The sequence below is a fragment of the Rhodococcus pyridinivorans genome (assembly GCF_900105195.1).
In the GTDB taxonomy this organism is placed as follows: Bacteria; Actinomycetota; Actinomycetes; order Mycobacteriales; family Mycobacteriaceae; genus Rhodococcus; species Rhodococcus pyridinivorans.
The window spans coordinates 2089352-2115597 of the sequence record NZ_FNRX01000002.1 but is presented as its reverse complement, the minus strand read 5'-3'; the positions used below and the strand labels follow the sequence as shown (position 1 = coordinate 2115597).

Annotated in this window: 27 protein-coding genes; 6 read left to right on the top strand and 21 right to left on the bottom strand. The window is 69.6% G+C overall.

Features of this window, described 5'->3' with window-relative positions; all coding sequences use genetic code 11:
- Positions 1-41: 41 nt before the first annotated feature.
- From mtrA to BLV31_RS10125, 11 genes are all read right to left on the bottom strand, one after another.
- Positions 42-719 (bottom strand): MtrAB system response regulator MtrA, encoded by a 678-nt coding sequence (mtrA, locus tag BLV31_RS10175; protein ID WP_024101503.1) that lies wholly within the window; start codon positions 717-719, stop codon positions 42-44.
- Positions 720-724: 5 nt separating this feature from the next.
- The gene (locus BLV31_RS10170) at positions 725-1390 is read right to left on the bottom strand and encodes a dTMP kinase (RefSeq protein WP_039584803.1); all 666 of its coding nucleotides are present in this window, start codon (positions 1388-1390) and stop codon (positions 725-727) included.
- 56 nt (positions 1391-1446) lie between these two features.
- The gene (gene ahcY / locus BLV31_RS10165) at positions 1447-2916 is read right to left on the bottom strand and encodes an adenosylhomocysteinase (RefSeq protein WP_064060254.1); all 1470 of its coding nucleotides are present in this window, start codon (positions 2914-2916) and stop codon (positions 1447-1449) included.
- 128 nt (positions 2917-3044) lie between these two features.
- Positions 3045-3650 carry a TetR/AcrR family transcriptional regulator gene (locus BLV31_RS10160; protein WP_039584805.1) on the bottom strand — a complete coding sequence of 202 codons (606 nt, stop codon included), beginning with the start codon at positions 3648-3650 and terminating at the stop codon, positions 3045-3047.
- Positions 3651-3719: 69 nt separating this feature from the next.
- Positions 3720-3905, bottom strand: coding sequence for a rubredoxin (locus tag BLV31_RS10155; RefSeq protein WP_006550212.1), 186 nt, complete (start codon positions 3903-3905; stop codon positions 3720-3722).
- Positions 3902-4069, bottom strand: coding sequence for a rubredoxin (locus BLV31_RS10150; RefSeq protein ID WP_006550211.1), 168 nt, complete (start codon positions 4067-4069; stop codon positions 3902-3904). The genes BLV31_RS10155 and BLV31_RS10150 overlap by 4 nt, the downstream gene beginning before the upstream one ends.
- 2 nt (positions 4070-4071) lie before the next feature.
- On the bottom strand, positions 4072-5316 hold the full coding sequence (locus tag BLV31_RS10145; protein WP_006550210.1) for an alkane 1-monooxygenase: 1245 nt from the start codon (positions 5314-5316) through the stop codon (positions 4072-4074).
- A gap of 210 nt (positions 5317-5526) precedes the next feature.
- Entirely contained in the window at positions 5527-6804 is a 1278-nt protein-coding gene (gene manA / locus BLV31_RS10140; protein WP_064060253.1) for a mannose-6-phosphate isomerase, class I, read from the bottom strand.
- Positions 6804-7889 (bottom strand): hypothetical protein, encoded by a 1086-nt coding sequence (locus BLV31_RS10135; RefSeq protein ID WP_033097092.1) that lies wholly within the window; start codon positions 7887-7889, stop codon positions 6804-6806. The genes manA and BLV31_RS10135 overlap by 1 nt, the downstream gene beginning before the upstream one ends.
- A gap of 147 nt (positions 7890-8036) precedes the next feature.
- Complete coding sequence (locus tag BLV31_RS10130) at positions 8037-9407, bottom strand: phosphomannomutase/phosphoglucomutase (RefSeq protein WP_019288507.1); 1371 nt, start codon at positions 9405-9407, stop codon at positions 8037-8039.
- Between the two features lie 76 nt (positions 9408-9483).
- Positions 9484-9879 carry a DUF3499 domain-containing protein gene (locus BLV31_RS10125; protein ID WP_170318468.1) on the bottom strand — a complete coding sequence of 132 codons (396 nt, stop codon included), beginning with the start codon at positions 9877-9879 and terminating at the stop codon, positions 9484-9486.
- Positions 9880-9966: 87 nt separating this feature from the next.
- Between BLV31_RS10125 and BLV31_RS10120 the strand changes: the two genes are divergently transcribed.
- Entirely contained in the window at positions 9967-10461 is a 495-nt protein-coding gene (locus BLV31_RS10120; protein WP_033097091.1) for a metallopeptidase family protein, read from the top strand.
- Between the two features lie 123 nt (positions 10462-10584).
- Here BLV31_RS10120 and BLV31_RS10115 read toward each other — a convergent pair whose 3' ends face one another.
- Complete coding sequence (locus tag BLV31_RS10115; protein ID WP_167414258.1) at positions 10585-10851, bottom strand: WhiB family transcriptional regulator; 267 nt, start codon at positions 10849-10851, stop codon at positions 10585-10587.
- Between the two features lie 334 nt (positions 10852-11185).
- Here BLV31_RS10115 and cofD point away from each other — a divergent pair, with 334 nt between their 5' ends.
- From cofD to BLV31_RS10100, 3 genes are read left to right on the top strand one after another with little or no spacing between them, the layout of a single operon-like run.
- Complete coding sequence (gene cofD / locus BLV31_RS10110; RefSeq protein WP_072740421.1) at positions 11186-12175, top strand: 2-phospho-L-lactate transferase; 990 nt, start codon at positions 11186-11188, stop codon at positions 12173-12175.
- Complete coding sequence (locus BLV31_RS10105) at positions 12175-13542, top strand: coenzyme F420-0:L-glutamate ligase (protein WP_064060266.1); 1368 nt, start codon at positions 12175-12177, stop codon at positions 13540-13542. Before cofD ends, BLV31_RS10105 begins: the two co-directional genes overlap by 1 nt.
- 2 nt (positions 13543-13544) lie before the next feature.
- Positions 13545-14099: an NUDIX hydrolase gene (locus BLV31_RS10100; RefSeq protein WP_006550201.1), complete on the top strand. Its 555-nt coding sequence runs from the start codon at positions 13545-13547 to the stop codon at positions 14097-14099.
- 63 nt (positions 14100-14162) lie between these two features.
- On the opposite strand, the gene BLV31_RS10095 is transcribed toward BLV31_RS10100, so the two are convergent.
- The 4 genes from BLV31_RS10095 to rfbD are packed head-to-tail and all read right to left on the bottom strand — an operon-like array spanning position 14163 to position 17872.
- Entirely contained in the window at positions 14163-14927 is a 765-nt protein-coding gene (locus BLV31_RS10095) for an SGNH/GDSL hydrolase family protein (RefSeq protein ID WP_064060252.1), read from the bottom strand.
- Positions 14928-14941: 14 nt separating this feature from the next.
- On the bottom strand, positions 14942-16027 hold the full coding sequence (manB, locus tag BLV31_RS10090; protein ID WP_006550199.1) for a mannose-1-phosphate guanylyltransferase: 1086 nt from the start codon (positions 16025-16027) through the stop codon (positions 14942-14944).
- Positions 16017-16943, bottom strand: a complete 927-nt coding sequence (locus BLV31_RS10085; RefSeq protein ID WP_064060265.1) for a glycosyltransferase family 2 protein — start codon at positions 16941-16943, stop codon at positions 16017-16019. Before BLV31_RS10085 ends, manB begins: the two co-directional genes overlap by 11 nt.
- A 59-nt stretch (positions 16944-17002) precedes the next feature.
- Entirely contained in the window at positions 17003-17872 is an 870-nt protein-coding gene (gene rfbD, locus BLV31_RS10080; protein WP_006550197.1) for a dTDP-4-dehydrorhamnose reductase, read from the bottom strand.
- Between the two features lie 296 nt (positions 17873-18168).
- Here rfbD and BLV31_RS10075 point away from each other — a divergent pair, with 296 nt between their 5' ends.
- Together BLV31_RS10075 and BLV31_RS10070 are read left to right on the top strand one after the other, a co-directional pair.
- Positions 18169-19662, top strand: a complete 1494-nt coding sequence (locus BLV31_RS10075) for an LCP family protein (protein ID WP_006550196.1) — start codon at positions 18169-18171, stop codon at positions 19660-19662.
- 51 nt (positions 19663-19713) lie between these two features.
- A complete protein-coding gene (locus BLV31_RS10070) occupies positions 19714-20424 on the top strand; it encodes a TIGR03089 family protein (RefSeq protein WP_006550195.1) in 711 nt (236 codons plus the stop codon).
- Here the strand turns inward: BLV31_RS10070 and BLV31_RS10065 are convergent.
- The 5 genes from BLV31_RS10065 to BLV31_RS10045 form a co-directional block, all read right to left on the bottom strand.
- A complete protein-coding gene (locus BLV31_RS10065) occupies positions 20402-20776 on the bottom strand; it encodes a hypothetical protein (protein WP_033097089.1) in 375 nt (124 codons plus the stop codon). The two genes, BLV31_RS10070 and BLV31_RS10065, sit on opposite strands and share 23 nt — an antisense overlap.
- 208 nt (positions 20777-20984) lie before the next feature.
- Positions 20985-23429 (bottom strand): FtsX-like permease family protein, encoded by a 2445-nt coding sequence (locus BLV31_RS10060; RefSeq protein WP_064060251.1) that lies wholly within the window; start codon positions 23427-23429, stop codon positions 20985-20987.
- Positions 23426-24211, bottom strand: coding sequence for an ABC transporter ATP-binding protein (locus BLV31_RS10055; RefSeq protein ID WP_019288512.1), 786 nt, complete (start codon positions 24209-24211; stop codon positions 23426-23428). Before BLV31_RS10055 ends, BLV31_RS10060 begins: the two co-directional genes overlap by 4 nt.
- Positions 24212-24323: 112 nt before the next feature.
- A complete protein-coding gene (locus BLV31_RS10050; protein ID WP_006550191.1) occupies positions 24324-25052 on the bottom strand; it encodes a response regulator transcription factor in 729 nt (242 codons plus the stop codon).
- Positions 25040-26245 carry a sensor histidine kinase gene (locus BLV31_RS10045; RefSeq protein WP_039584819.1) on the bottom strand — a complete coding sequence of 402 codons (1206 nt, stop codon included), beginning with the start codon at positions 26243-26245 and terminating at the stop codon, positions 25040-25042. The genes BLV31_RS10050 and BLV31_RS10045 overlap by 13 nt, the downstream gene beginning before the upstream one ends.
- Position 26246: the final 1 nt, after the last annotated feature.

Sequence of the window (26246 nt, the reverse complement as noted above, 5' to 3'; positions counted from 1 at the left end):
CGTCCTACGCGTGATACGCCGCCGAAGCCGGTAGGTTCGAATCACGGCGGTCCGGCCTTGTAGCCGACCCCCCGCACCGTGAGCACCGCCTCGGGATTCTCAGGATCCTTCTCGACCTTCGCGCGCAGACGCTGGACGTGGACGTTCACGAGCCGGGTGTCGGCGGCGTGCCGGTAGCCCCAGACCTGCTCGAGCAGGACCTCACGGGTGAACACCTGGCGCGGCTTGCGTGCGAGCGCCACGAGCAGGTCGAACTCGAGGGGCGTGAGCGAGATCGCCTCGTCGCCGCGGGTGACCTTGTGGGCGGGGACGTCGATGGTGATGTCCCCGATGTTCAGGACCTCCGCCGGTTCCTGCTCGGTGCGACGCAGCCGGGCCCGCACGCGTGCGACGAGCTCCTTCGGCTTGAACGGCTTGACGATGTAGTCGTCGGCGCCCGATTCGAGGCCGAGCACGACGTCGACGGTGTCGGACTTGGCGGTGAGCATCACGATCGGCACACCGGAATCCGCGCGGAGCACACGGCACACGTCGATGCCGTTCATGCCGGGGAGCATGAGATCGAGCAGGACGAGGTCGGGCCGGATCTCGCGCACGGCACCCAGCGCCTGAGTGCCGTCCCCCACCACGAACGGTTCGAATCCCTCGCCGCGCAGCACGATCGTGAGCATCTCGGCCAGCGCGGTGTCGTCGTCGACTACCAGAATCCTCGGCTTCATAGCCTCTATCGTGTCACCCCTCGAGCGTCGTGAAGCAGATTTGAGATGTCAACGGCGAGTTGTCGCGGGGAGGTCTGCGGGCCTGCGACCTCCCACGGAGACATCCACTGCTGCTGCGCGAGCCCGTCGTAGACCGCGCCGGTGCGCTCCTGCAGACCGGCATCGCGCTCGTAGGCGTCGCGATCGCGGTCGACCTCGGTCGCGGCGCGGTTACGGGCACGCTCGGCGGCGAGGGCGACCGGAACGCGGAGCAGCACCTGCAGATCGGGCACCGGAAGCCCGAACCGTTCGAACTCGAGACGGCGGATCCACTCCACCGCCGGGCCGGTCGCATCCTGGTTCCGGCGCGCCGCGGTGTACGCGGCGTTGGACGCGACGTACCGGTCGAGCAGCACGATATCGTTGTCGGCGAGCAGCTTCCGCAGCTCGTCGGCAGCATCGCGACGGTCGAGCGCCCACAGCAACGCCATCGCCTCGACGCTCGAGGCGGTGTCGCCGTGCTGCCCGCGCAACGCCTCCGCGCCCAGATCGGCGTGGATCGACTGCCCGTACCGCGGGAAGGCCAGCGTCGCGACCTTCCGTCCGGCCTCGCGCCAGGTCTCGACGAGACCGGCGGACAAGGTCCGCTTGCCGGCCCCATCGAGACCCTCGACGACGATCAGATCACCCATGTGCCCTGTGATTTCCGATCACTCATGCGCTCTGCGTTCCCGTCGAGTTGCCGGGATCAGTAGCGGTAGTGCTCGGGCTTGTACGGGCCCTCGACGTCGACGCCGATGTACTCGGCCTGCTCCTTGGTCAGCTTCGTGATCTGTCCGCCGAGTGCCTCGACGTGGATTTTCGCGACCTTCTCGTCGAGGTGCTTGGGCAGGCGGTAGACCTCGTTGTCGTACTGGTCGGGCTTGGTCCACAGCTCGATCTGGGCGATCACCTGGTTGGCGAACGAGTTGCTCATCACGAAGGAGGGGTGGCCCGTGGCGTTGCCCAGGTTGAGCAGGCGGCCCTCCGACAGGACGATGATCGAATGGCCGTCGCCGAAGGTGAACTCGTCGACCTGCGGCTTGATGTTGATCCGCGTGACGTCGGCGGCCCGCTCGAGGCCGGCCATGTCGATCTCGTTGTCGAAGTGGCCGATGTTGCCGAGGATGGCCTGGTGCTTCATCGCCTTCATGTGCTCGAAGGTGATGATGTCCTTGTTGCCCGTGGCGGTGATGACGATGTCGGCCTGGCCGATGAAGTCCTCGACCGTCACGACGTCGTAGCCGTCCATCATGGCCTGCAGGGCGTTGATCGGGTCGACCTCGGTGACCGAGACGCGTGCGCCCTGGCCGCGCAGGGCCTCGGCGCAGCCCTTGCCGACGTCGCCGTAACCGCACACGAGCGCGGCCTTGCCGCCGATGAGGACGTCGGTGCCGCGGTTGATGCCGTCGAGCAGCGAGTGCCGGGTGCCGTACTTGTTGTCGAACTTGCTCTTGGTGACCGAGTCGTTGACGTTGATCGCGGGGAACGCGAGCTCGCCGGCCGCGGAGAGCTGGTACAGGCGCAGGACGCCCGTGGTGGTCTCCTCCGTGACGCCCTTGACGGACTCGGCGACGGTGGTCCACTTCTTCGAGTCGGCCGCGAGCGAGCGGCGCAGCAGCTCGAGGAAGACCTTGTACTCTGCGGAGTCCTGCTCTTCGTCGCTCGGCGGGACGACGCCGGCCTTCTCGAACTGGGCGCCCTTGAGCACGAGCATCGTGGCGTCGCCGCCGTCGTCGAGGATCATGTTGGCGGGTTCGCCGGGCCAGGTGAGCATCTGCTCGGCCGCCCACCAGTACTCTTCGAGGGTCTCGCCCTTCCAGGCGAACACCGGGACGCCCTTGGGCTCCTCGGGGGTGCCGTGCGGGCCGACGACGACGGCCGCGGCGGCGTGGTCCTGGGTGGAGAAGATGTTGCATGACGCCCAGCGCACCTGCGCGCCGAGGGAGACGAGCGTTTCGATGAGCACAGCGGTCTGGACCGTCATGTGCAGCGAGCCGGAGATCCGTGCGCCCTTCAGCGGCTGCACCTCCGCGTACTCGCGACGCAGCGCCATCAGGCCCGGCATCTCGTGTTCGGCGAGCCGGATCTCCTTGCGCCCGAACTCGGCGAGGGACAGATCGGCGACCTTGAAATCGAGACCGTTGACCCGGTCGGCTACGAGCGTGGTGTCAGACACGTGCAGATGCCTCTTCCTGTCGGCAGACGATGTTGGTTCCAGGCTATACAACCTGCGCGAGAAGAGGCCCGGCAGATCGTCCCCCGACGGGATCCGTCCGCCGCACCTTCCGGTACGACGCCCGGACGTCAACCGCGTATGGCGGCCCGTTCGACGAACGGCACGAGCAGATCGGCGAGGTCGGCGGCGACATCACGCCCCGAGGCCGGGGGCATCGAGACGAAGCTCAGCGCGACCCGCACGACAGCGCGCGCGAGGATCCCCGCGTCGGATTCGGACGCTGCGATCCAGCTGTGGTGGAAGGTCTCTGTGAGGCGACCCGCGCCCCGCTCGAGGATGGGGGCGGCGTCGGTGGTGATCAACCGCAGCAGGTCGGGTTTGGCCTCCCCGCTCAGCAGCGACTGCACCAGGGGGTCGGCGGCGGACGCCTCGAAGAAGAAGGTGAATCCGTCCACGAGCGCGGCCCGCGCGTCGCCGACGTGGGCGTACACCGAATCGGCCACCGCATCGACGAACTCGTCGACCAGACGCAGCGCATATCCCTGGGCGAGCCCCTGCCGGGAGGAGAACTCCTTGTACAGGGTCTGCCGGCTGATACCGGCGGCTCGGGCGACGTCGCTCATGGTGACGGCCGACCAGTCGCGTTCGTGTAGCAGCTCGCGCATGGCGTCGAGGATCGTCGAGCGCAGCAGCACCCGACTTGCCTCGTGGAAGGGAACCCGCGCGTTCGGCATGGTGGGAACGCTCTCACGCACGGATGTGCTCGTCAAAGCAAGACGGGTAGTGATCCCCCGTGCAGCGGTTCACCGGCGGACGATCTCGACCATCTCGAAGTCGGCCTTGGCGGCGCCGCAGTCCGGGCACGACCAGTCATCGGGGATGTCCTCCCACCGGGTGCCGGGTCCGATGCCCTCGTCGGGCCACCCTTCGGCCTCGTCGTATTCGAATCCGCAGACGAGACAACGGAACAGACGGTAGTCGGCACTCACTGGGTGTACTCCTCGAAATCGGTCTTCTCCCGGACTCCGCAGTCGGGACACGGCCAGTCGTCGGGCACGTCGGACCAAGGGGTGCCGGCCGGAAAGCCCTCACGGGGAACGCCGGCGGTCTCGTCGTACACGAACTCACAGACGGGACAGCGGTAGGACGCCACGATCACTCCCCTTCCGCAGTAGTGGGATCCGATGCTCCGTAGCGGGCCAGGATCTTCTCGCGTCGACGCGGTTCGATGTTGACGCGGGTGATGTCGCCGTCGTAGTGGTCGAGCACGCGGTGGTCCATGACCTTGCGCCACAGCGGCGGGATGTAGGCGAGGGTGATCATCGTCGCGTAACCCGCGGGCAGTTGCGGTGAGATCTCCATGCTGCGCAGGGTCTGGTAGCGCCGCGTGGGGTTGGCGTGATGGTCGCTGTGCCGCTGCAGGTGGTACAGGAAGATGTTCGTCACCAGGTGGTCACTGTTCCAGCTGTGCGCGGGCGAGCAGCGCTCGTAGCGCCCCTTCGCGGTCTTCTGCCGCAGCAGACCGTAGTGCTCGAGATAGTTCACGGCCTCGAGCAACGAGAACCCGAACACCGCCTGGATCACGAGATACGGCGCGATCGACAGACCGAAGACACCGAGGAGCACCGCGTACAGCGCGACGGAGATCGCCCACGCGTTGAGGACGTCGTTGTGCACGCTCCACACCGGCTTGTCGAGCCGTTCGAGGCGGGCCCGTTCGAGGCGCCACGCCGACCGCAGGCTGCCGACGACGCTGCGGGGCAGGAATCGCCAGAAGCTCTCCCCGAACCGGGCAGAGGCCGGATCCTCCGGGGTGGCGACCCGCACGTGGTGGCCGCGATTGTGCTCGATGTAGAAGTGCCCGTAGAACGACGGGGCGAGCGCCCACTTCGACAGTCGCCGTTCGAATTCGATCTTCTTGTGGCCGAGTTCGTGTGCCGTGTTGATACCGATGCCCGCGACCACGCCGACCGAGATCGCGAGTCCGATCTTCGACATCACGCCGAGCCCGCCGTCGATGCCGAGCCAGGACAGGTCGTCGGCCGACCAGAGGTAGCAGGCGAAGACCAGCGACGCGAACTGGAAGGGCAAGTAGAGGTAGGTGCAGTAGCGGTAGAAGCGGTCGTTCTCGAGTTGCTCGAACAACTCGTCGGGTGGGTTCTCGCCGTCGGGGCCGACGAACAGGTCGAGCAGCGGGACGAGGACGTAGATCAGCAGGGGGCCTATCCACCACAGGACCGGGGTGACGCTCTGCAGCCCGAGTTCGTTACCGCCCCACACCAGGGCGGCGGCGACGAACAGCGCCGTCGGGGGCACCAGCCCCAGAAGCCACAGATGGCGTTTCCGGTCGCGCCACTGAAGGTCGGGTCGATCCACCGAATCCGCGGATGCCGTACTCATGTCGGGTCTCCTTCATCACCGTTGATGGCGCCGGGCACGCCACCGCACGGTGACGCACACCACTCATATCTTGACTCTAGGCCACTGTTCGTCCTAGGTCTAGACATATAGCCGATTTTGTAAATCTCACGAAGGTGCATCCGGAAACGACGAAGGCGAGCCCGTGCGGGCTCGCCTTCGGTTCGATTCCGTCCCTACCGGGACTCTGCTTCAGGACTCGTCGGTCGCCGATCCCGGCATCTCCCCGAGCCGGGCCCGGAAGACCTGGGTGTCCGCGGCACAACCGTGGACGGTCGGATTCCGGTCGCACGCCGACAACCACGCCGAGTCGCCGGGCCTCAGCGTCACCGACTCGCCGTCGCACTCGACGCGGGCATCGCCTGCGGTGCACAGCAGGATCTGTGGTCCGTCGGCACCGACCCCGAGGGCGTCGCCCGCGCCGAGATCGATGCGGGACAACGCGAACTCCGGTGCCGGGGTGCGGTAGCGGCGTTCGATCGGACTCTGCCCCGACCCGGTCTCCGCCGGGGCCTCCGGCACGGCTTCGAGAATCGGCACCGAGGCCGCACCGAAGTCGAGCACCCGCAGCAGTTCGGGCACGTCCACGTGCTTCGGGGTGAGACCACCGCGCAGCACGTTGTCGGAGTTCGCCATGACCTCGACACCCATGCCGTGCAGGTAGGCGTGCAGATTTCCCGCGTCGAGGTACAGGCCCTCGCCCGGCTGCAGGGTGATGCGGTTGAGCAGCAGCGAGGCGAGCACTCCGGCGTCGCCGGGATAGAAATCCGCCAGCTGCAGGGCCGTGCGTACCTCCGGAACGAAATCGCGTTCGCCGTCCCGTCCGGCCGCGAGATAGGTGACGCAACCGTCGAGCACACGCGGCAGCAACGCTGCGAGAGCGGGCGGGGGCAACGTGATCCAGGTGGTGAACAGCGCCCGCAGACCGCTCGAATCGGGTTGGCCCGCGAGCAGTCCCACATAGGGGTCGAGTTCCGGCACGGCGAGCGCCTCGAACAGCTCCACGGTCCGTTTCGGGTCACGGAAGCCGGCCAGGGCCTCGAACCGGGTCAGCGCCACCACGAGTTCGGGCTTGTGGCTGGCGTCCTTGTAGTTACGGACGGGCGAGTCGATCGGGATGCCGAGTGCTTCCTCACGAGCGAAGCCCTCGGCCGCCTGGCCGGCGCTGGGATGCGCCTGCAGCGACAGCGGCTCCTCCGCCGCCAGTAGCTTGAGCAGGAAGGGCAGGCGGGGACCGAACGCCCCCACCGTGCGATCACCGAGGTGTCGCTGCGGATCGGCCGACAACACGTCGAGCAGCGAGTGCTCGTCGCCGTCCGGATCCACCAGCCTGGCGGGATCGGCCGGGTGCGCACCGAGCCACAACTCGGCCTCGGGATGATGGGACGGCACATTGCGGCCACGCAGGGTGGCGATCGCGGTCCGCGATCCCCAGGCGTACGAGCGCACCGCACCTTCGAGTCGGTGCACTATCTCCCCCCTGCCAATCCGAGATATGCGGCCGCCATCTCTGTGCGGACGGTCAACACTGCCACCTGTTCCAGCACGGTCGGAACCGTGCTCGATTCGAATTCTCCGATCACGGACATCAATTCCACATCCGGAAGTGCCGCCGTCCTGCGCTGCGCCGCCGAGCGGTCGGGGTCGGTGCTGAGCACGAACACCCGTGCCGGTGCGATCGGCGCCGGTCCGTCCAGTTCCTCGTCGTGGAAGAACGGGTCGTAGTTCTCACCGCTCGCGGTGACCACATTCGTGAGCCGGTCGCGCGCGACCAGCACGTCGCTCAGTGCCGCAGCGCCGGCGACCACACCCGCCTCCTGGAGCAGGGCCTCCGACGCGTGCCGTGCGAGCACCGTCGTCGCGGCGGAGTCTCCCGCGAACGCCACGCGACGCGACTGCATGCGCACCGCGAGCGACTTTGCGGGATTGTGGAAGACCTCGTTCGCCGGATGATTGCGCGCCGCTTCCTCGTCGGCCGTGTCGGCGACCTCGGCGAGCGGCGGGACACCGGTGATCCGGACGGCGCGCTGCAACACGCCGAGCACCGCACAGAACACCGCGACGTGCCGGGCGAGCACGTACCGGGTCTGGACCCGGACGCGCGGCGGCAACAACATCGCGCGACCGGCCGAGACCGCCCGCACCGGACCTTCGTCGGGGGCGTCGACGACGACCTCAGCGCTGCGACGCAGTCCGGCGTCGATGCTGCGCGCCAGCTCTGGATCGCCGGCGTCGTTTCCCGAGACCACCACGACATCGAGCGCGCCGACCCACGGCGGTGTGGTCGGCGCGGAGATCAGCGGTACACCGGCCTGCCCACCGAACATCGCGACGACCAGTTCCGCGGCCGAGCGGGCGCGGGCGTCGGTGCCGACGAAGACCACACTGCGGGGGTGCATGTCGGTGAGCCGGCCGAGCAGACCTTCGTCGACCGCCGCGGCGACCGCGCGGATCTGGGCGCCGCCGAGGGCCGCGCTCCTGAGGATGCCGTCGACATCGGCGGCGAGAACACCGCCCGCATCGTCGAAGTCGAACAGCGGTGAGGGTGCCGTCACGACCGCATCACCTTCCTTCCGCCGCCGCGACCTCGGCGAGCCGGCTGACAGGGCCCGGTGGGGCCACCGACCCGAGATCGGTGCTCCGCCGAACCGACACCGGCACGACCTGTCCCGGCACTTCGATTATTCCCGTTGTCCCTCCGCCTACGCACGAACGACGGAAAGGATCTCCTTCACCAATGCCTCGACCTCACCGTCCGTGCGGGCCTCCACGTTGAGCCGCAGCAACGGCTCGGTGTTGGACGCACGCAGGTTGAACCATGCGTTGTCGGGCAGGTCGACGGTGACACCGTCGAGCCGGTCGATCGATACCGCGCGGTCCTCGAACGCCGCGACGACGGCCTCGGTGCGCTCGGCAGCATCGGCGACCGTCGAGTTGATCTCGCCCGACGCCGCGTACCGGTTGTAGGAGCTCATCAACTCGGAGAGCGGACCGTCCTGCGAGGCGAGTGCGGCGAGGACGTGCAGCGCCGCGAGCATGCCGGAGTCGGCACCCCAGAAGTCGCGGAAGTAGTAGTGCGCCGAGTGTTCCCCGCCGAAGACGGCACCGGTCTCGGCCATCTGCTGCTTGATGAACGAATGCCCGACCCGGGTGCGCACCGGCTTGCCGCCCTGCTCGGCGACGAGTTCGGGCACCACGCGCGAGGTGATGAGGTTGTGGATGATCGTCGAGCCGGGTTCCTTGGCGAGTTCGCGGGCGGCGACGAGCGCCGTGACCGCGGACGGGGTGACCGGCTCGCCGCGCTCGTCGACGACGAAGCAGCGGTCGGCGTCGCCGTCGAAGGCCAGGCCCACGTCGGCACCGGACTCGACGACCAGACGCTGGAGGTCGACGAGGTTGGCGGGGTCGAGGGGGTTGGCCTCGTGGTTCGGGAAGGTGCCGTCGAGTTCGAAGTACAGCGGCACGAGATCGACGGGCAGGGCACCGAAGACGGCGGGGACGGTGTGGCCTCCCATGCCGTTGCCGGCGTCGACCGCCACCTTCAGCGGACGCATCTCCGCGAGATCGACCAGGCCGCGGACGAACGAGGCGTAGTCCTCGAGGACGTCCTGCTCGGTGATGTTGCCGCGCTCGCCGTCGTAGGCGGGCACCCCCTCGACGAGGTCGGCGGAGATCTGCGCCAGACCGGTGTCCTGACCGACGGGCTTGGCACCGGCACGGCAGAGCTTGATGCCGTTGTACTTCGCGGGATTGTGGCTGGCCGTGAACATCGCGCCGGGTGCGTCGAGCAGGCCCGACGCGAAGTAGAGCTGGTCGGTGGATGCGAGGCCGATCAGCACCACGTCGAGTCCCTGGGCGGTGACCCCGTCGGCGAAGGCCTGCGAGAGCGAGGGGGACGAGGCGCGCATGTCGTGCCCGATCACCACACGGTCCGCGCTGCCCTCACTGCGCAACAGGCGTGCGAACGACGCTCCGACCTCGCGGACGAACTCTTCGTCGATCTGCTCTCCGACGACACCCCGTACGTCGTAGGCCTTGATGACTGCTGACACCGACTCGGCAGCTCTCGCCACTGTATTAGCTCCTGAACTCGACTCGTGCGATACCGTCCTCCGCGACATCGCACTCGCTCAGCCTAGTGCGAACGGCTCAGGACGTGGGATCGGGAAGAACACGCAGGTGACCGCGTCGGCCGGTGCGTGCGGTGGGAGGCACGACGGCCCGTTGGGGTTGCTCGGCGTCGTCGTCGCTCGCGTCGGAACGGGAACGCTCCCCCAGGCCGGCCTCGCGTACGGCCTCGGCGAGGGCGGTCAGATCGTCCTCGTCGGGGGTGGCCGACGAGAACGCTCCCTCGTATCGGACGAGTTCCCAGCCCTTGGGTGCCGTGATGCGCGAACCGTGCATCTCGCAGAGATCCCACGAGTGCGGTTCCGCGACGGTCGCCAGGGGACCGACAACGGCAGTGGAGTCCGAGTACACGTAGGTCAGCGTCGCAACAGCAGGGTTCTTGCACCCAGGCCGGCAGCATCGACGCAGTGTTCTCACGACTGGGAGCGTAGCGCGCCGGACGCGCCAGGACTATTCGGACACACCGAAAGGGTGGAGCGATTTTCGTGTCGTAGTGTCCATGGCATGGTCCGCGCACGACGTTCCCGCCCTGTGTCGTCCCGTGCCGTGGCACGCCGCGGCAGGGGAATCCGCGGTCCCCTGTTCCCGCAGAGCCTGCCGGCGTGGAAGACACGCGCAGAGAAATTCGACCTGCTCGTATTGGGGGCGTTCGCGCCGATCGACGCGCGCTGGCACGACCGCCTCACCAAACTCGACATCGCCGTCGACGAGGTCCCGAAGATCCGGGCACGCGACCCCGACTCGGTCAACTGGCCGGACGAGGTGGTTGCCGACGGGCCGGTGCCGCTGTCCCGGCTCGTGCCGGCGGGGATCGATCGACGAGGCGCTGCCACCCGGGCGCGGATCGTGTTGTTCCGCCGACCTCTCGAGGTGCGCGCGAAGGATCCGGACGATCTGACGGATCTGGTGCACGACGTCCTCGTGCACCAGGTGGCCACCTATCTCGGCGTCGAACCGGAAGTGGTGGATCCGACACTCGACGAGGACGACGAGGACTGAGAAACGTTCCGGATACATGACGAAGGCCGGGTTGCTCGTCCCCCACGGCCGCAACCCGGCCTTCGTCATCCGATTCGGTGTTTCACTCGGTCCCGCACTCCCCGTACCGGGCCGAACTCCTCGTCAGACTATTCCGCGCTTGAGGCGACGGCGTTCCCTCTCGGAGAGCCCGCCCCAGATACCGAACCGCTCGTCGTGAGCGAGAGCGTATTCGAGACATTCGTCCCGGACCTCACACCCCATGCAGATGCGCTTGGCCTCTCTGGTGGAGCCACCCTTCTCGGGGAAGAATGCCTCCGGATCGGTCTGCGCACAGAGCGCACGCTCCTGCCACTGCTCCTCGCCGTCCGCTGGGTCACCGAATCCCGAGATCAAACTCAGGACGGGCACCCCGACGTCCGGGTAGTCACAGACAGCCTCGACTGCAGTATCGCTTCGAGTGAGCTCGAAGCTGTCGCGCTCGCCGGCCATTGTCCCTCCTCACCTGCAGCGCCGAATCATGACCGGGGATCAACCCGCTGCCATCCTTCGAATACTCGTTCGAATGCGGGTTCACCGCAAGGGATCTCGAATTCGATTATCGAATGACATGTATGTGATTAGACACTTCGGGTGTGTCGCGGTCAAGCGGAGCGGCGTTGTTCACATATCATCGGCCGCTTTGCCGAAACGCGTTTCGGACGGTGCGCGACCGGGTAGGCGACGCACCGCTTAGGCTTGGGCCGTGAATGTGACTGTATTGGTCGGAGGTGTCGGTGGGGCGCGTTTTCTCTCAGGTTTGCGCCGGCTTCTCGATATTTCTCCGGGCGTGGAGCCGAATCCGGACGCGGCACACCGCATCACCGCGATCGTCAACGTCGGCGACGACGTGTGGATGCACGGCCTGAGGATCTGTCCGGATCTCGACACCTGCATGTACACCCTCGGCGGTGGGATCGACACCGAACGCGGCTGGGGCCGCGCCGGTGAGACCTGGAACGCCAAGGAGGAACTCGCCGCCTACGGGGCGATCCCCGACTGGTTCGGTCTCGGCGACCGCGACATCGCCACCCACCTCATCCGGACGCAGATGCTGCGGACCGGCTATCCGCTCTCCGCGATCACCGAAGCACTGTGCACGCGGTGGAAGCCGGGTGTGACCCTGCTGCCGGTCTCCGACGACCGCAGCGAGACCCACGTCGTCATCACCGATCCTGAGGACGGTGAACAGCGGGCCGTGCACTTCGAGGAATGGTGGGTCCGCCACCGCGCCCAGGTGCCCACCCACAGCTTCGCCCACATCGGCGCGGAAGAGGCAGAGCCCGCTCCCGGTGTGCTCGAGGCGATCGAGAACGCCGATGCCGTCGTTCTGGCCCCGTCGAACCCCGTCGTGAGCGTCGGAGCGATCCTCGCGATCCCCGGTATCCGTGGGGCGCTGCGCACCACGTCGGCGAAGGTCGTCGGCCTGTCCCCCGTCATCGACGGCAAGCCCCTGCGCGGCATGGCCGATGCGTGCCTGGACGTCATCGGAGTGGAGACCACCGCCGAGGCGGTCGGCCGGTACTACGGCGCCCGCTCGGGCACAGGCATTCTCGACGGCTGGCTCGTGCACTCGACCGACAACGCCGAGGTGCCAGGCGTCGAGGTCCGATCCGTTCCCCTGCTCATGACCGACACCGACGCGACGGCCGAGATGGCCCGCGCCGCCCTCGACCTCGCCGGAGTGACCCTGTGATGCCGGACGCCGTCGCCGACCCTGCAGTGCGCGACCACGCGCCGGGCGGCCCGATCGAGATCCTGCCCGTCGCCGGGCTTCCCGAATTCCGGCCCGGCGACGACCTGGCCGCAGCCGTCGCTCAGGCCGCACCGTGGCTGGCCGACGGGGACGTCCTCGTCGTCACCAGCAAAGTGGTCTCGAAGGTCGAGGGACGGATCGTGGCCGCGCCCACCGATCCCGACGCCCGCGACGCGCTCCGCCGGCGCCTGGTGAACCAGGAAGCGGTGCGCGTGCTGGCACGCAAGGGCCGCACCCTCATCACCGAGAACAAGCTCGGCATCGTGCAGGCAGCCTCCGGCATCGACGGATCCAATGTCGACAGCGCCGAACTCGCGCTGCTGCCCGAGAACCCCGATGCGAGCGCAGCGGCGCTCCGCGAACGGATCGGTGCGCTGCTCGGCGTCCGGGTCGCCGTGGTGGTCACCGACACCATGGGCCGCGCCTGGCGCAACGGCCAGACCGACGCCGCGATCGGCTCGTCCGGGCTTCCAGTCCTGCACGGCTACGCCGGCTCCCACGACTCGCAGGGCAACGAACTGCAGGTGACGTCCGTGGCGGTCGCCGACGAGATCGCCGCCGCAGGCGATCTGGTCAAGGGCAAGCTCGGCGGTGTGCCCGTCGCCGTGGTACGCGGACTCGGCCTGCCCGACGACGGATCCACCGCCCGCGCCCTGATCCGCAGCGGCGAGGACGACCTGTTCTGGCTCGGCACCGAGGAGGCTCTCGAACGCGGTCGGCGCGAGGCGCTGCTGCTGCGCCGGTCGGTGCGGCAGTTCGCCTCCGAGCCCGTCGATCCCGAGGATCTGCGCGAGGCGGTCGCCGAGGCCCTCACCGCACCCGCACCTCATCACACCCGTCCGGTCCGGTTCGTGTGGGTGCGCACCGAGCAGGTGCGCCGCCGGCTCCTCGACCGCATGCGCGACAGGTGGGCCGAGGATCTCCACGGCGACGGACTCGACCCGGTGGCCGTCGAACGCCGGATCTCCCGCGGCGCGATCCTCTACGACGCACCCGAGGTGATCGTCCCCTTCTGGGTGCCCGACGGCGCACACCATTATCCGGATGCCCGTCGCACCGCGGCCGAGGCGACGATGTTCACCGTCGCCGCCGGCGCCGCGGTGCAGGGCCTGCTCGTGTCCCTGGCCACCCGCGGGCTCGGCAGCTGCTGGATCGGTTCGACGATCTTCGCTCCCGAGGTGGTCCGCGAGGAACTCGGTCTTCCTGCCGAGTGGTCGCCGCTCGGGGCGGTCGCCGTCGGTTACCCGCTCACCGAACCGGAACCGCGCGAACCCGCGGACCCGGGCGACGCCCTCGTGGAGCTGTAGTCGTGTCGGCGCGTTCCCTGCACGCCTCGGCGATCGACCGGCTCACCGCCTGGCGCACCGACTCGGAAGACGCCGAATCGCTGCGGCACACGATGCTGGCGTTCCTCGATTCGGCGCCCGACGGGTGCCTGCGCGAACACGTGCCCGGCCACATCACGGCGTCGTCGATCGTGCTCGACGCCGACCACCGCAACGTGTTGCTCACCCTGCATCCGCGGGTGGGGCGGTGGATCCAGCTCGGCGGTCACTGCGAGCCGTCGGACGACACGGTCGTCGACGCGGCCCTGCGCGAGGCCACCGAGGAATCCGGCATCGCCGATCTGGTGATCGATCCGGAACTGCTGTCGGCGCACACGCATCCGATCACGTGCTCCCTCGGCGTGCCCACCCGTCACCTCGACCTGCGGTTCCTGGTGACCGCACCCGTCGGTGCCCGGCCGGTGCGCAGCGACGAATCCACCGACCTGCAGTGGTGGCCCGTCGACGCGCTTCCGCCGGAGGCCGAGCACGAGACCATCGCGCACATGGTCCGGCTCGCCGCGGCCCGACGGGCCTGAGACGACCACGCTCGTCCCGGTGGGTTGCCGGGACGAGCGTGAGGTCGGAACCGGGCCGTGAGGTCAGAACCGGACAGGGCCGAGGTCGGGGTATTTCGGGGTGATGCCGTCGCCGGAGGATACTCCGCGCAGCCGCCGGCCCACCCAGGGGACGAGGAACTCGCGCATCCACGCGCGGTCCGCGGCGCGTTCCTGGGCCCGTGTGAGGACGGGTGCCTCGTCGAACTCCACCGGTCCGAGACCGTGTGCGACGCCCAGCAGATCGAGCACGCGGATCGCCATGTTGTGGTGGCCGGCCGCGGACATGTGCAGCCGGTCGAAGTCCCACATGCGCAGATCGCGGTACTCGTCGAACCGCCAGAAGTCGACGATGGTCGCCCCGTGTCGATCGGCGATCGCCCGGACGAGTTCGTTGTACACGGCCCAGCGGCCGCGCAGCATCCCGAAGACCGGCGCCCAGCTGCCGTCGTAGGCCGTCCACATCAGGATGCGGGCGCCGGTCGCGGCGAGCTTGCCGATCGCCTCGTCGTATTCCGCCGCGAGCGCGTCGAGGTCGAGCTTCGGACGCATGAGGTTGTTGCCGCCGGCATAGATCGTCACGAGATCGGGACGCATCGCCACGGCGGTCTCGAGCTGCTCGTCGATGATCGGTCGCAGCAACCGGCCCCGGATGGCGAGGTTCGCGTACGCGAAGCTCTCCGAGTGCCGCGCCAGCTCACCGGCGACGAGATCGGCCCAACCGCGCAGCCCGTTGGCACGCGCCGGATCCGGGTCGCCGACTCCCTCGGTGAACGAATCACCGAGGGCCACGTATCTTTCGAAACCCACTTCGACCTCTCGACTCACACGTCGGTACTGAACCGGATACCGCCGTCGGGGATCTTCACTCCCGGCCACACCCGGGCACCGCGCAGCAGCTCGCATCGCGCACCGATATCGGCGCCGTCACCGATCACACCGTCGCGGATCAAGGCCCGCGGACCGACCCGTACACCGAAACCGATGATGCTCCGTTCGACCACCGCACCGGCCTCGACCCGCGCACCGTCGAAGATCACCGCGCCGTCCAGGCGGGCACCCGCACCGATCTCGGCGCCGCGGCCGACGACCGTGCCGCCGATGAGCAGGGCGCCCGGGGCCACGGAGGCACCCGGATGCACGAGCGACTCGCCGCGCTGCGGCGGGAGCGCCGGGGACGGAGCGATACCGCGGACCAGATCGGCCGAGCCGCGGACGAAATCCTCCGGGGTGCCCATGTCGCGCCAATAGGCCGCGTCGACGTGCCCGAACACCTTCTTGCCCTCGGTCAGCAGCGCCGGGAACACCTCGCGCTCCACCGACACCGGACGGCCTTCGGGGATCTGCTCGATGATCTCGCGGCGGAAGACGTAGCAACCGGCGTTGATCTGATCGGTCGGCGGATCCTGAGTCTTCTCGAGGAAGGCGGTCACCCGGCCGTCCTCGTCGGTCGGCACACAGCCGAAGGCACGCGGATCGCTCACCCGCACCAGGTGCAGGGTCACGTCCGCCTCGGTCCGCACGTGGGTGTCGAGCACCGCACCGAGATCGGTGCCACCGAGCACGTCGCCGTTGAAGACCATCACGTTGTCGGCGCGCAGCCTCGGCAGCACGTTGCGGATACCGCCGCCGGTGCCGAGCGGCTCGGTCTCGGTGACGTACTCGATCTCGAGACCGAAGTCGGAACCGTCGGCGAAGTGCTGCTCGAAGACCTCGGCCTTGAACGAGGTGCCGAGGACGACGTGTTTGATGCCTGCCTCACGGATCCGCGCGAGCAGATGGGTGAGGAAAGGCACCCCCGCGGTGGGCAGCATCGGCTTGGGTGCCGACAGCGTCAACGGGCGTAGCCGCGTGCCCTGTCCGCCGACCAGAATCACCGCATCGGTGTGCGGTGCCGACTCACTCGTCATCGTCTCCCCTGTTCACTGTCGTGCCGACCCGAATGTTCCGGTCGGTCCTCCCGTTCCGACGCTCCCGCACGGCCGCTGCGACCGCCACTCGCGATCGCACCGCGAGCCCGGCCCGCAGAGCCCACCGCAGCGGTGCCTGCCACCCGTGGGGGTGACGGTCCGACTGGAAGCGGTAGGCACTCTCATGATGTGCCGGAAGCATCAGTTCGGGGTGCCGTCCGGCCGCGTGGCCCTTGGCGTGCGTGACCACCGCGGACGGCACGTACACGTTGAGCCAGCCCGCTCGTCCGAGCCGGTCGCCCAGGTCCACGTCCTCCATGTACATGAAGTACCGCGAATCGAAGCCGTCGATCGAATCGAAGGCCGCTCGCCGTAGCAGCAGGCACGATCCGGACAGCCAGCCCACGGGGCGTTCGCTGATCTCCTCGTTCTCCTGCCGGTAGCGACGCGTCCACGGATTGGCCGGCCAGACGGTGCCGAGCAGCGCGTGACCGGCACCGGAGGCGAGGGTGGGGACGGTGCGTGCCGAGGGGTAGACGCTTCCGTCGGGTTCGTGGATCAGCGGCCCGAGCGAGCCGGCTCGCGGCCAGCGAAGCGCCGCCTCGAGCAGTTCGTCGATCGAACCGGGGTGCCACCGGACGTCCGGGTTCGCGACGATCACGAACTCCGCGGACGGGTCGATCTCGGCGACCGCGCGATTGATCGCCCCGCCGTATCCGATGTTTCCCCCGGTCCGGAGCAGTCGCACGTTCTCGTGTGCCGCGTCGGCGGCCTCGGGAGCACCGTCGATCGAACCGTTGTCGGCCAGGATCACCTGCGTCGGCAGAACGGTCGCGGAGGTGAGCGAGGTGAGAAAGTTCTCGAGGTGCTCACCGGGCGAATAGGTCACCGTCACCACGGCCAGCGTCGAATCCACGCCGGTCACCTTAGCGACCTCGACGGTGTGCGACACCTCACGGGCCGTTTCCTCCCACGTCATCGCGCGGGCGGCACGGTTCCGCTACCGGCGATCGCCTCGTGCAGTGCCTCCCGCCACGGACGGAAGCGCGTCAGGCCGGCACCGATCCAGGCACTGTCGTCGAGCACCGAATAGGCCGGCCGCGGCGCGGGGCGGACGAACTCGTCGCTGCCACAGGGTTGCACCCGCTCCGGGTCGGCGCCGATCTCCTCGAAGACCGCCCGGGCGAGGTCGAACCACGTCGCTTCTCCGGCGTTCGTGGCATGCAGAATCCCACCGGGGATCCGGTCACCGTGCTCGGCGAGTTCGATCAGTCCGTCGGCCAGGTCGCGCGCGTAGGTGGGGCAACCGCGTTGGTCGTCGACGACGCGCAGGGTCTCCCGCTCGCCCTCGAGCCGCCGCATGGTCGCGACGAAGTCGTTGCCGTCGCCGGTGTACACCCAGGCGGTGCGCACGACGTGCGCGGTGGGAAGCACCTCCAGCACCGCCCGTTCACCGGCGAGTTTGGTGCGGCCGTAGGCCGTGCGCGGGCCGGTCGGCGCGTCCACGCAGTAGGGCTCGGTCGCGTCGCCGGCGAAGACGTAGTCGGTGGAGACATGGACGAGACGGGCACCTTTGTCGGCACAGACGGCGGCCAACACGCCCGGGCCCGTGCCGTTCACCACAGCGGCCCGGTCCTCGTCGGTCTCGGCCGCGTCGACGGCGGTGTACGCGGCGGCGTTGATCACCACGGATCCCGGTTCGACCGCGGCGGCCACGGCCTGTGGATCGGTGATGTCCACCTCGGACGATCCGACACCGCGGATCGGTATCCCCGCCGCGGTGCCGCGGTTCACGAGATGACGGCCGAGCTGGCCACGGGCTCCGGTGACGAGAACGCTACGCACTCGGAGAAGTCTGGCACGCCGGAGTGGTGCGCGCCGGGCGAGCGTCCCCACCAGTAGCCTTCAACCGAGAGCTACATCCACAGACCCCGTACCACCCACAGGAGGAGTACCAGGTGCCGCCAGAGCCGCGTCGCCGCACCGGCCGACGTCCCGCCCCCACGGGACGTCGCACCCGCGCGGGCGATCCGACAGCTGCCGACGGCAGGTACGGGTCGGATCCCGGTCCCCGGCAGTCCCGGCGTTCCGCGCGTCGCGAGCCGCCCTCACGCAGCCCCGGAGCACCGGCGGAGGCACGGGTGTACAGCGGAAGGCCGTGGCAGATCGCCGTCGCGATCGCGGCGTGCCTCGTGCTGGTCGTCACCGGTGCGGCGTGGCGCAGCGTCGACGCGCTGCAGTCGTCGCTGGCCTCGGTCCGCGGCCTGGCCCTCGGCGACGGCGAGGACGGCGCCGTCGACATCCTGCTGGTGGGCACGGACAGCCGCACCGACGCGCACGGCAATCCTCTCTCCCAGCGCGAGCTCGACGCGTTGCGCGCCGGCGAAGAAGTAGCGAACAACACCGACACGATCATCCTGATCCGCGTGCCGAACGACGGCCGGTCGGCCACTGCGATGTCGATCCCCCGCGACACCTACGTCGAGGTGCCCGAGATCGGGATGTCGAAGATCAACGCGGCCTACGGCGCCACGAAGGCGAACCGGCGCGCCGAGCTCGTCGAAGCGGACGCCGACGCGACCGAGGCCGAACTCGAGAAGGAATCGACCCAGGCAGGCCGGGAGGCGCTCATCGAGTCGGTCGCCGACCTGACGGGTGTGACGGTCGACCACTACGCCGAGGTCGGACTCCTCGGCTTCGTGCTGCTCACCGACGCCGTCGGCGGTGTCGAGGTGTGCCTGAACGCACCGGTCGACGAGCCGCTGTCGGGTGCCCGTTTCGATGCCGGTGAGCAGACCCTGCAGGGTTCGGACGCACTGAGCTTCGTCCGCCAGCGTCACGACCTGCCGCGCGGCGATCTCGACCGGATCGTGCGGCAGCAGGTGTTCATGGCGTCGCTGGCACAGAAGGTGCTCAGCGCCAAGACGTTGTCCAACCCGTCGAAGGTGAGTCAGCTGACCGCCGCAGTGCAGCGCTCGGTGGTGCTCGACTCCGATTGGGACATCATGGCGCTCGCGACGCAGTTGCAGGGCCTCGCCGGTGGCGACGTGACCTTCTCGACGATCCCGGTGCAGGACATCAACGCGATGACCGACTACGGCGAGTCGGTCGTGCAGGTCGATCCGGACGAGGTGCGCTCCTTCGTCGCCGAGTTGATCGGCCGCGAACCGGACGGCAGCGAGACCACCTCGACCCCGGTGCCCGCTCCCGACATCGACGCGTCGACCGTTACGGTCGACGTCGCGAACGCCGGATCCGTGTCCGGCCTGGCCTCCCAGGTCTCCACGGCTCTGTCCGAGGAGGGCTACGTCGAGGGCGAGGTGGGCAACTACACCGGTTCCGGTGTGGGCACGTCGACGGTCTTCGGTGCCGATGAGGACTCCGACGAGACCCGCGCGGTGGCCGCGGCGCTCGGTGGTCTCGCCACCGAGTCCGATCCCTCGCTCCCGGCCGGCACCGTGCGGGTCGTGCTCGCCGGCGACTACACCGGCCCCGGCTCGTCGTCGTACTCCGGTTCGTCCACCGCCGCATCCGCCTCCGACATCGGCGTGAGCCCGGCCGGTGGCACCGCCACCCCGGCTCCCGCCGCACCGCCCATCGATGCGGGCTCCGACGGCCCGCGCTGCGTGAACTGACACCTGTGTGAACCGACAGTCGCGCGAACAGAATCCGAGAAGAAGGACATCGTGACCACCCTGACCGACGCACTGCTCGACCCGATCCTCGCCGAAGATCCGGCGGGTCCGCGGATCACCTGGTACGACGACGCGACCGGCGCGCGGATCGAACTGTCGGCGCTCACCCTCGCCAACTGGGCTGCCAAGACGGCCAATATGATTCGCGACCAGTTCGGAGTCCTTCCGGGAGGTCGGGTGGCGGTGCTGCTTCCCGCCCACTGGCAGAGCGCCGCGGTCCTGCTGGGCGTGTGGTGGGCAGGGGCCGAGGTCGTCCTCGACGCCGACCCGGATGCCGATCTCGCTCTCGTCACCCCCGACCGGTTGGACGAGGTCGACACGGTTGCCGAGGTCGCGGCGTTGTCGCTCGACGCCTTCGGTGCCCCCGTGCGCGACCTGCCGCCAGGGATCACGGACTATGCGACGGACGTGCGGATGCACGGCGACCAGTTCCGATCCTCCGGTGCGGGCGACGCGGTGCTCGCCGGACGTTCGCAGTCGGACGTGCTCGCTGCCGCCACGGAGTCGGCGTCGGCGGCGGGTATCGGCAGCGGCGACCGCGTGTTGTCGTCCCGGTCCTGGTCGCAGCCCGACGCTCTCGTCGCCGGACTGCTCGCGGTGCTCGCGGCCCGGGCGTCGCTGGTACAGGTGAGCAATCCCGACCCGGAGGCCACCGAACGCCGCGTCGCGAGCGAGAAGATCACGGTTCGTCTGGACGGGTGATCCCGCGCTCCGCGCGGTAGCCGCCATCGGCGAGTCCCGCCTCGATCTCGAACCTGTTGCGGGAGCCCGGGTTGCGGAGTTCCTCCCACAGATAACGCACCGCGAAGCCGATGCCGTAACGGGCCCACTGGTCCGCGTGCACGGATTCGTGGCGCAGCAGCGCCCGCGTCGGTGGCCTACGGGTGAGGAAGACACCGCCGACGGTGGTGCCGCCGCGCGCGAAGCCACCGCGCATACCGCTGCAGACGAACAAGCCGAACTCGTCGTCGAAGGACACCGAGCCGCCCCAGGCCCTGCCCCACACCGTCGCGAGCGCGGTGACGAACCGCACCGACGGGACCCCGCGCGACACCCGTATCGCCCTGGCACGCTTCCGGTCCCGTCCCGACACGGCTCGAGCCTACGCCGACTCGATCGGTCCGATCCTCTGCCGACTTCGTCGGCCTAGTTCTCGGCCGGTCGTCTCGAACCGCCGATTCGACGACGAACGCCCCCGAGCCGCGGAAGGACTCGGGCGCGTTCCGGTCGACCGGGAGCACCGTCGGGCGGAGGACCGACCGTCACCCCGCCATCGCCGCGACCGGCGACACCCGGCTCGCGCGCTGGGCGGGGACGAGCGAGGCGACGACGCCCGCCACACCGCCCACCAGGACGATCGCCGCGAGCTGCCACCACGGCACCGAACCTGGTGCGATGTGGCCCGGGCCGATTACCGAGGCCGTGCCGGCCGCCCCGAGCAGCAGGCCGAGCACCACGCCGAGCAGCGACGCCACGCCGGCTATGATCGACGCCTCCCGCACGAGCAGACTCCGCACACCGGCCCGCGAGAGACCCACCGAGCGCAGCATCGCGGTCTCCCGTCGCCGCTCGAGCACGGACAACGCCATCGTGTTGCCCACGCCGATCAGGGCGATCACCACGGCCACGGACAGCAGCCCGCCGACGATCAGCAGCATCGTGTCGAGGATCTTCTCGAGCATCTGCCGCATCTGCACCGCACCGACCACCTCGCTGCCCGGAACCTCGGCCGCGGCGACCCGAGACAGGTCGTCGGAAACGGCGACGAGGTCCTCGTCCGACATTCCCCGATCGAGTTTCAGCCACACGGTGTCCGCCGTGACGGGGCCGGCGACGGCGGTCAGGTCGCTCCACTCGATCATGTCGGGCATCCCCGGCTCGGTCGTGGCGACGGTCAGCTCGCGGGTGCCCACCGGGCCGCCGACGGTGATGACGGCTCCGTCGTCCACGCCCACCGACCTCGCCAGAGAGCGTTCGAGCACGATCGTCCCGGCCTCGGGCAGGCGCACGTCGGTCCGGACGGTCGAGGCCATCGCCGCGGGATCGACGCCGAGGACCGACGCCTCCGTGCCGCCGATCGTAAGGTCGACCGCCGCGAGTTCGGCGCCGCTGCTCACCCGGTCGACCGCCGTCAGCCGCTCGGTCACCTCCGGTGCGAGCCCGTCGCGTTCGGGCGCGGTCACGGCCATGTCGACGGGGAACTGCTCGTCGATCACGTCCGGCGCCCCGGCCTCGAGCGTGCCGATCCCCACGACGAGGGTCGAGGTCAACGTCACGCCGATGAACAGCGCGGTGGCCGTCGACGCGGTGCGGCGCGGATTGCGCCGGGCGTTGCCGGCGGCGAGCACCGCGAGCGGGCCACCGGCACGGGCGAGCACGTCCCCCACCGCACCGACCGCGGCGGGCACGAGACGGCGGGAGGCGAGCACCACACCGACGAACAGCAGCAGTCCACCCGGGCACGCGACGAGCACGTTCGCCACGACGACCCCGAGACCGAGCAGGGCCGTGCCCCCGACGATCGCCAGCGCGGCACAGATGCGGCGCACCCACGAATCGCGCACCGGTTCGGGGCGGGTCTCGAGGGGCTGCAGAGCCGCGAGCGCCCGCACGCGGGTCGCCGCCCGCGCGGCACCGTTCGCGGCGACCACCGTCATGCCCGTTCCCACGATCAGACCCGCGATCACTGTGGTGGCCGTCACCGAGACCGACGTGAGCGGGATCGGGGCGTCCACGGCCCGCGCCGCGGACACCACGGCCGCGGCGAGTCCGGACCCGCCGAGCACGCCGAGGACGGCCGCGACGAGGCCGACGACGAACGCCTCGCCGCGGACACTGCGGCGGACCTGGGTGGACGTCACGCCCACGCAGCGCATCAGGGCCAGTTCGCGGGTGCGCGCGGCGAGCAGGACGGAGAAGGTGTTGGCGATGACCAGGCCGGCCACGACCACCGAGATCGCCGCGAAGCACAACAGGACGTTGCGCAGCAGGGCGACGTCCCCGACGTAGTCGTCGGCGACCGCCGTGGCGCGATCGGCACCCGGCACGACGTCGACGCCCGGCACCGGCGCGAGTGCCGCTCGCACGGCGTCGGCGTCACCGACTGCACGGACCTCCCAGTCCGTCGTGTCCCCGGACCACGACCGCACCTGCGCGGCGTCGCCGAAGACCGATCCCGGGCTCAGGGCGAGCGGTGATCCGTCGAGATCGACGACACCGACGACCTCCACGGTGGTCGGGGGGACGGAACCCGTCGGGCCGGCGACGGTGATCTCGTCACCGATCGCCCGGCCGGACGACGAGCCGACGGCGACCTCACCCGGGTTCGACGGCCAGCGTCCGTCCCCGAGCTGCTGCCACCGCAGGGCGCCCTCGGGTGCGATGCTCGTCGCGGTGCCGTTCGAGGACGACCCGTCGGCTCCGATCAGCCGGACGGGACCGCTGACGTCGAGCGCCGCCGCCTCGACGCCCGGTGTCGTAGCGACCAGCGTGAGCACCTCGTCGGGTGCGACGGTGGAGTCGGCGGGAAGAGCGACTGCCGCGACCCCCTCATACCGGGCCGCCGTGGATTTCGAGACCGACGCACTCACCGTGTCGCCGAGCACGAGGGTGGTGACGACGAACGCGACCGCGACGAAGACCGCCAGCACGGACGCGACGTACCGCCCCCGATGGGCGCGGGCCTGGGCCAGGACGAGATGCCTCATCGGACCGGCACCACCGTTCGGGATGTGCGCAGGTCGCGCATCGCATCGATCACCGAATCCGCTGTGGGTTGCGCGATCTCACCGGCGAGCCGGCCGTCGGCGAGCAGCACCACCCGATCGGAGTAGGAGGCCGCGACCGGATCGTGCGTCACCATCACCACGGTCTGACCGGTCTCCCGCACGCTCGACCGGAGCATCGAGAGCACCTCCCCGCCGGACTGCGAGTCGAGGTTTCCGGTGGGTTCGTCGGCGAAGATCACGTCGGGCTGCGGCAGGAGCGCACGCGCGACGGCGACGCGTTGCTGCTGACCGCCGGACATCTCGTGGGGAAGGTGGTCGAGCCGGTCGGTCAGACCGAGCCGGCCGGTCACCTCGTCGAACCACTCGGGCGTCGGGCGCGAGCCGGCCAGCCGCATCGGCAGCAGGATGTTGTCGCGGGCGGTGAGCACGGGCAGCAGATTGAACGCTTGGAAGACGAATCCGATGCGGTCGCGGCGCAGTTCGGTGAGCACCGCATCGGGGGCGGTGCTGATCTCGACGTCGGCGCGGCGGCCGTCGCCGTGGAGGATCACGCGCCCGGAATCGACACCGTCGAGACCGGCGAGGGTGTGCATGAGTGTCGACTTGCCGGATCCGGACGGTCCCATGATCGCGGTGAAGCGTCCCCGCGCGAAGGCGACGGACACCCCGTCGAGGGCACGCACCTCGGCGTCGCCGCGCCCGTAGACGCGGGCGACCCCCTGAGCCGAACATGCCGGTACGAAAGAGCTGATCGAAGTCATGCTTCGACGCTAGAAACGATGCGGCGCACGCACATCGACCCGCGAGTCGATCTTCGCCGCCCCGGTGTCCTACCCCGGGAGGACCGGTCGTCTCCGGGATGGCACCACGGTCCTACTCCCCCGAGCCGAGCAGATCGTCGGGATGCACGAGACCGGCGCGGAAGGCGAACAGCACCGCCTGCACGCGGTCGCGCGATCCCGTCTTCGCCAGCACCCGGCCCACGTGGGTCTTGACGGTCGTCTCGGAGAGCACGAACCGCTCGGCGATCTCCCCGTTGGTCAGGCCGTGTGCCATCGCGACGAGCACCTCGAGTTCGCGTGGAGTCAGATCCTCGGGCACCGCGACCGGCACCGCGCGCCGCTCCGCACCGTCGAGCAACGGCGAGACATGGTGCAGCAGTGAGCGGGTGGCGCGCGGGGCCATCACGGCGTCACCGCGGTGCACCGTCCGTACCGCGGCCAGCAGGTCCTCGGGCGGCGCGTCCTTGAGCAGGAAGCCGCTCGCACCGGCGGCGATCGCCTGGACGATGTAGTCGTCGTTGTCGAAGGTTGTGAGCACCACGACCTTCGGCGCGTCGGCCGAGCGCAGCAACGACCGCGTCGCCGAGATCCCGTCGACCCGCGGCATCTGCACGTCCATCAGCACGACGTCGGCGCGGACCCGTTCGAGTTCGGCGACGGCGGCCTCGCCGTCGGACGCCTCGACGACGACCTCGATGTCCGGCTGCGATTCGAGCACCATGCGGAAACCGGCGCGCACGAGTTGCTGGTCGTCGACGAGCCCGATACGGATGGTCGTGTCGGATCGGGTGTCGCGGGCGGGTTCGGTCACGGACGCCACCCTAGGGGGGAGACCGCCGGTGCGGGCAGTTCGGCACGGACCCGGTAGCCGCCACCGTCCCTCGGACCGGCCGCCGCGCGACCGCCGTGCAGCCGGGCCCGCTCCTCGATACCGGTCAGCCCCTGCCCACCCGGGCGGGCCTCGACGAGCGCCGCCGCTCCCCTGCCGTCGTCGACGATCTCGACGACGAGCGTGTCGGGCCGCCAGTCGAGACGGACGTGGGTGCGGGCGCGGGGACCCGCGTGCTTGAGGACATTGGTGAGCGATTCCTGCACGATCCGGTAAACCGACAGCCCCAGTCCCTCGGGCACCTCGCGGCTCTGCCCGTCGACCGAGAACTCGACCTCGAGCCCGCTCGTGCGCATCTGCTCGACGAGCGCCGGCACGTCGCCGACGCCTGGTGTGGTGGTGAACTCGCGCGGCGTGTCCTCACGGAGCACCGACAGCAACCCGCGCATGTCGGTCAACGCGCGACGCCCGGTCTCGGCGATGGTGGTCAACGCCCCTGCGGCCGCCTCCGGGTTCGTCGCGGCGGCGTAGCGACCACCGTCGGCCTGCGCGATGATCGCCGTGAGCGAGTGCGCGACGATGTCGTGCATCTCCCGGGCGATGCGGGTGCGCTCCTGGGTGGCGGCCAGTTCGGCCTCCTTGAGGCGTTCGAGTTCGAGCAACCGGTTGCGCTCGGTGAGCGAATCCATCTCGCGCAAACGCAACCCGCGGACCCGGCCGAACGCCCACACACCAGCGAGGAAGACCGCGACGAAGGTGGCCGTCACGAACGCTTCGAGCGCGGTGCGGCCGTCGTAGCCGAAATAGAGCACTCCGGCGAGTGCGCCCCCAACCACCGCGACGGGCAGCGCGGTGTTGGCGGCCCACCGCGGAGCGTAGGCGGCGAGCGCGTACACCGCGATCGGCACCGCGATCGCCGCGATCGGCAGGACCTCCGGCAGGACGAGCAGGTGCGCGTAGGCGGCGAGCGCGACGAGCGAACCCGCCACCACCGGGCGGGTCCTGCGCCAGGCCAGCGGCAGCGTGAGCGCGAGGGTGACGAACAGACCCGCCACCGATCGCGCGTCCGCCACGTGCAGGGCGACCCCGAACAGGGCGAGCACCGCGGCCAACGCCCCGTCGATCACTCCGGTGTGCCCGCGGGCCCACCGGTTCCAGCGTTCGAGCAGCGGGGTCGTCTGCACG

Bases quoted from the DNA above. Each gene is read 5' to 3' on its own strand.
- mtrA (WP_024101503.1), bottom strand. From the start codon at position 719: ATGAAGCCGAGGATTCTGGTAGTCGACGACGACACCGCGCTGGCCGAG.
- BLV31_RS10170 (WP_039584803.1), bottom strand. From the start codon at position 1,390: ATGGGTGATCTGATCGTCGTCGAGGGTCTCGATGGGGCCGGCAAGCGG.
- BLV31_RS10160 (WP_039584805.1), bottom strand. From the start codon at position 3,650: ATGCCGAACGCGCGGGTTCCCTTCCACGAGGCAAGTCGGGTGCTGCTG.
- BLV31_RS10145 (WP_006550210.1), bottom strand. From the start codon at position 5,316: ATGAGTACGGCATCCGCGGATTCGGTGGATCGACCCGACCTTCAGTGG.
- BLV31_RS10120 (WP_033097091.1), top strand. From the start codon at position 9,967: ATGGTCCGCGCACGACGTTCCCGCCCTGTGTCGTCCCGTGCCGTGGCA.
- BLV31_RS10105 (WP_064060266.1), top strand. From the start codon at position 12,175: ATGCCGGACGCCGTCGCCGACCCTGCAGTGCGCGACCACGCGCCGGGC.
- manB (WP_006550199.1), bottom strand. From the start codon at position 16,027: ATGACGAGTGAGTCGGCACCGCACACCGATGCGGTGATTCTGGTCGGC.
- BLV31_RS10060 (WP_064060251.1), bottom strand. From the start codon at position 23,429: ATGAGGCATCTCGTCCTGGCCCAGGCCCGCGCCCATCGGGGGCGGTAC.
- BLV31_RS10055 (WP_019288512.1), bottom strand. From the start codon at position 24,211: ATGACTTCGATCAGCTCTTTCGTACCGGCATGTTCGGCTCAGGGGGTC.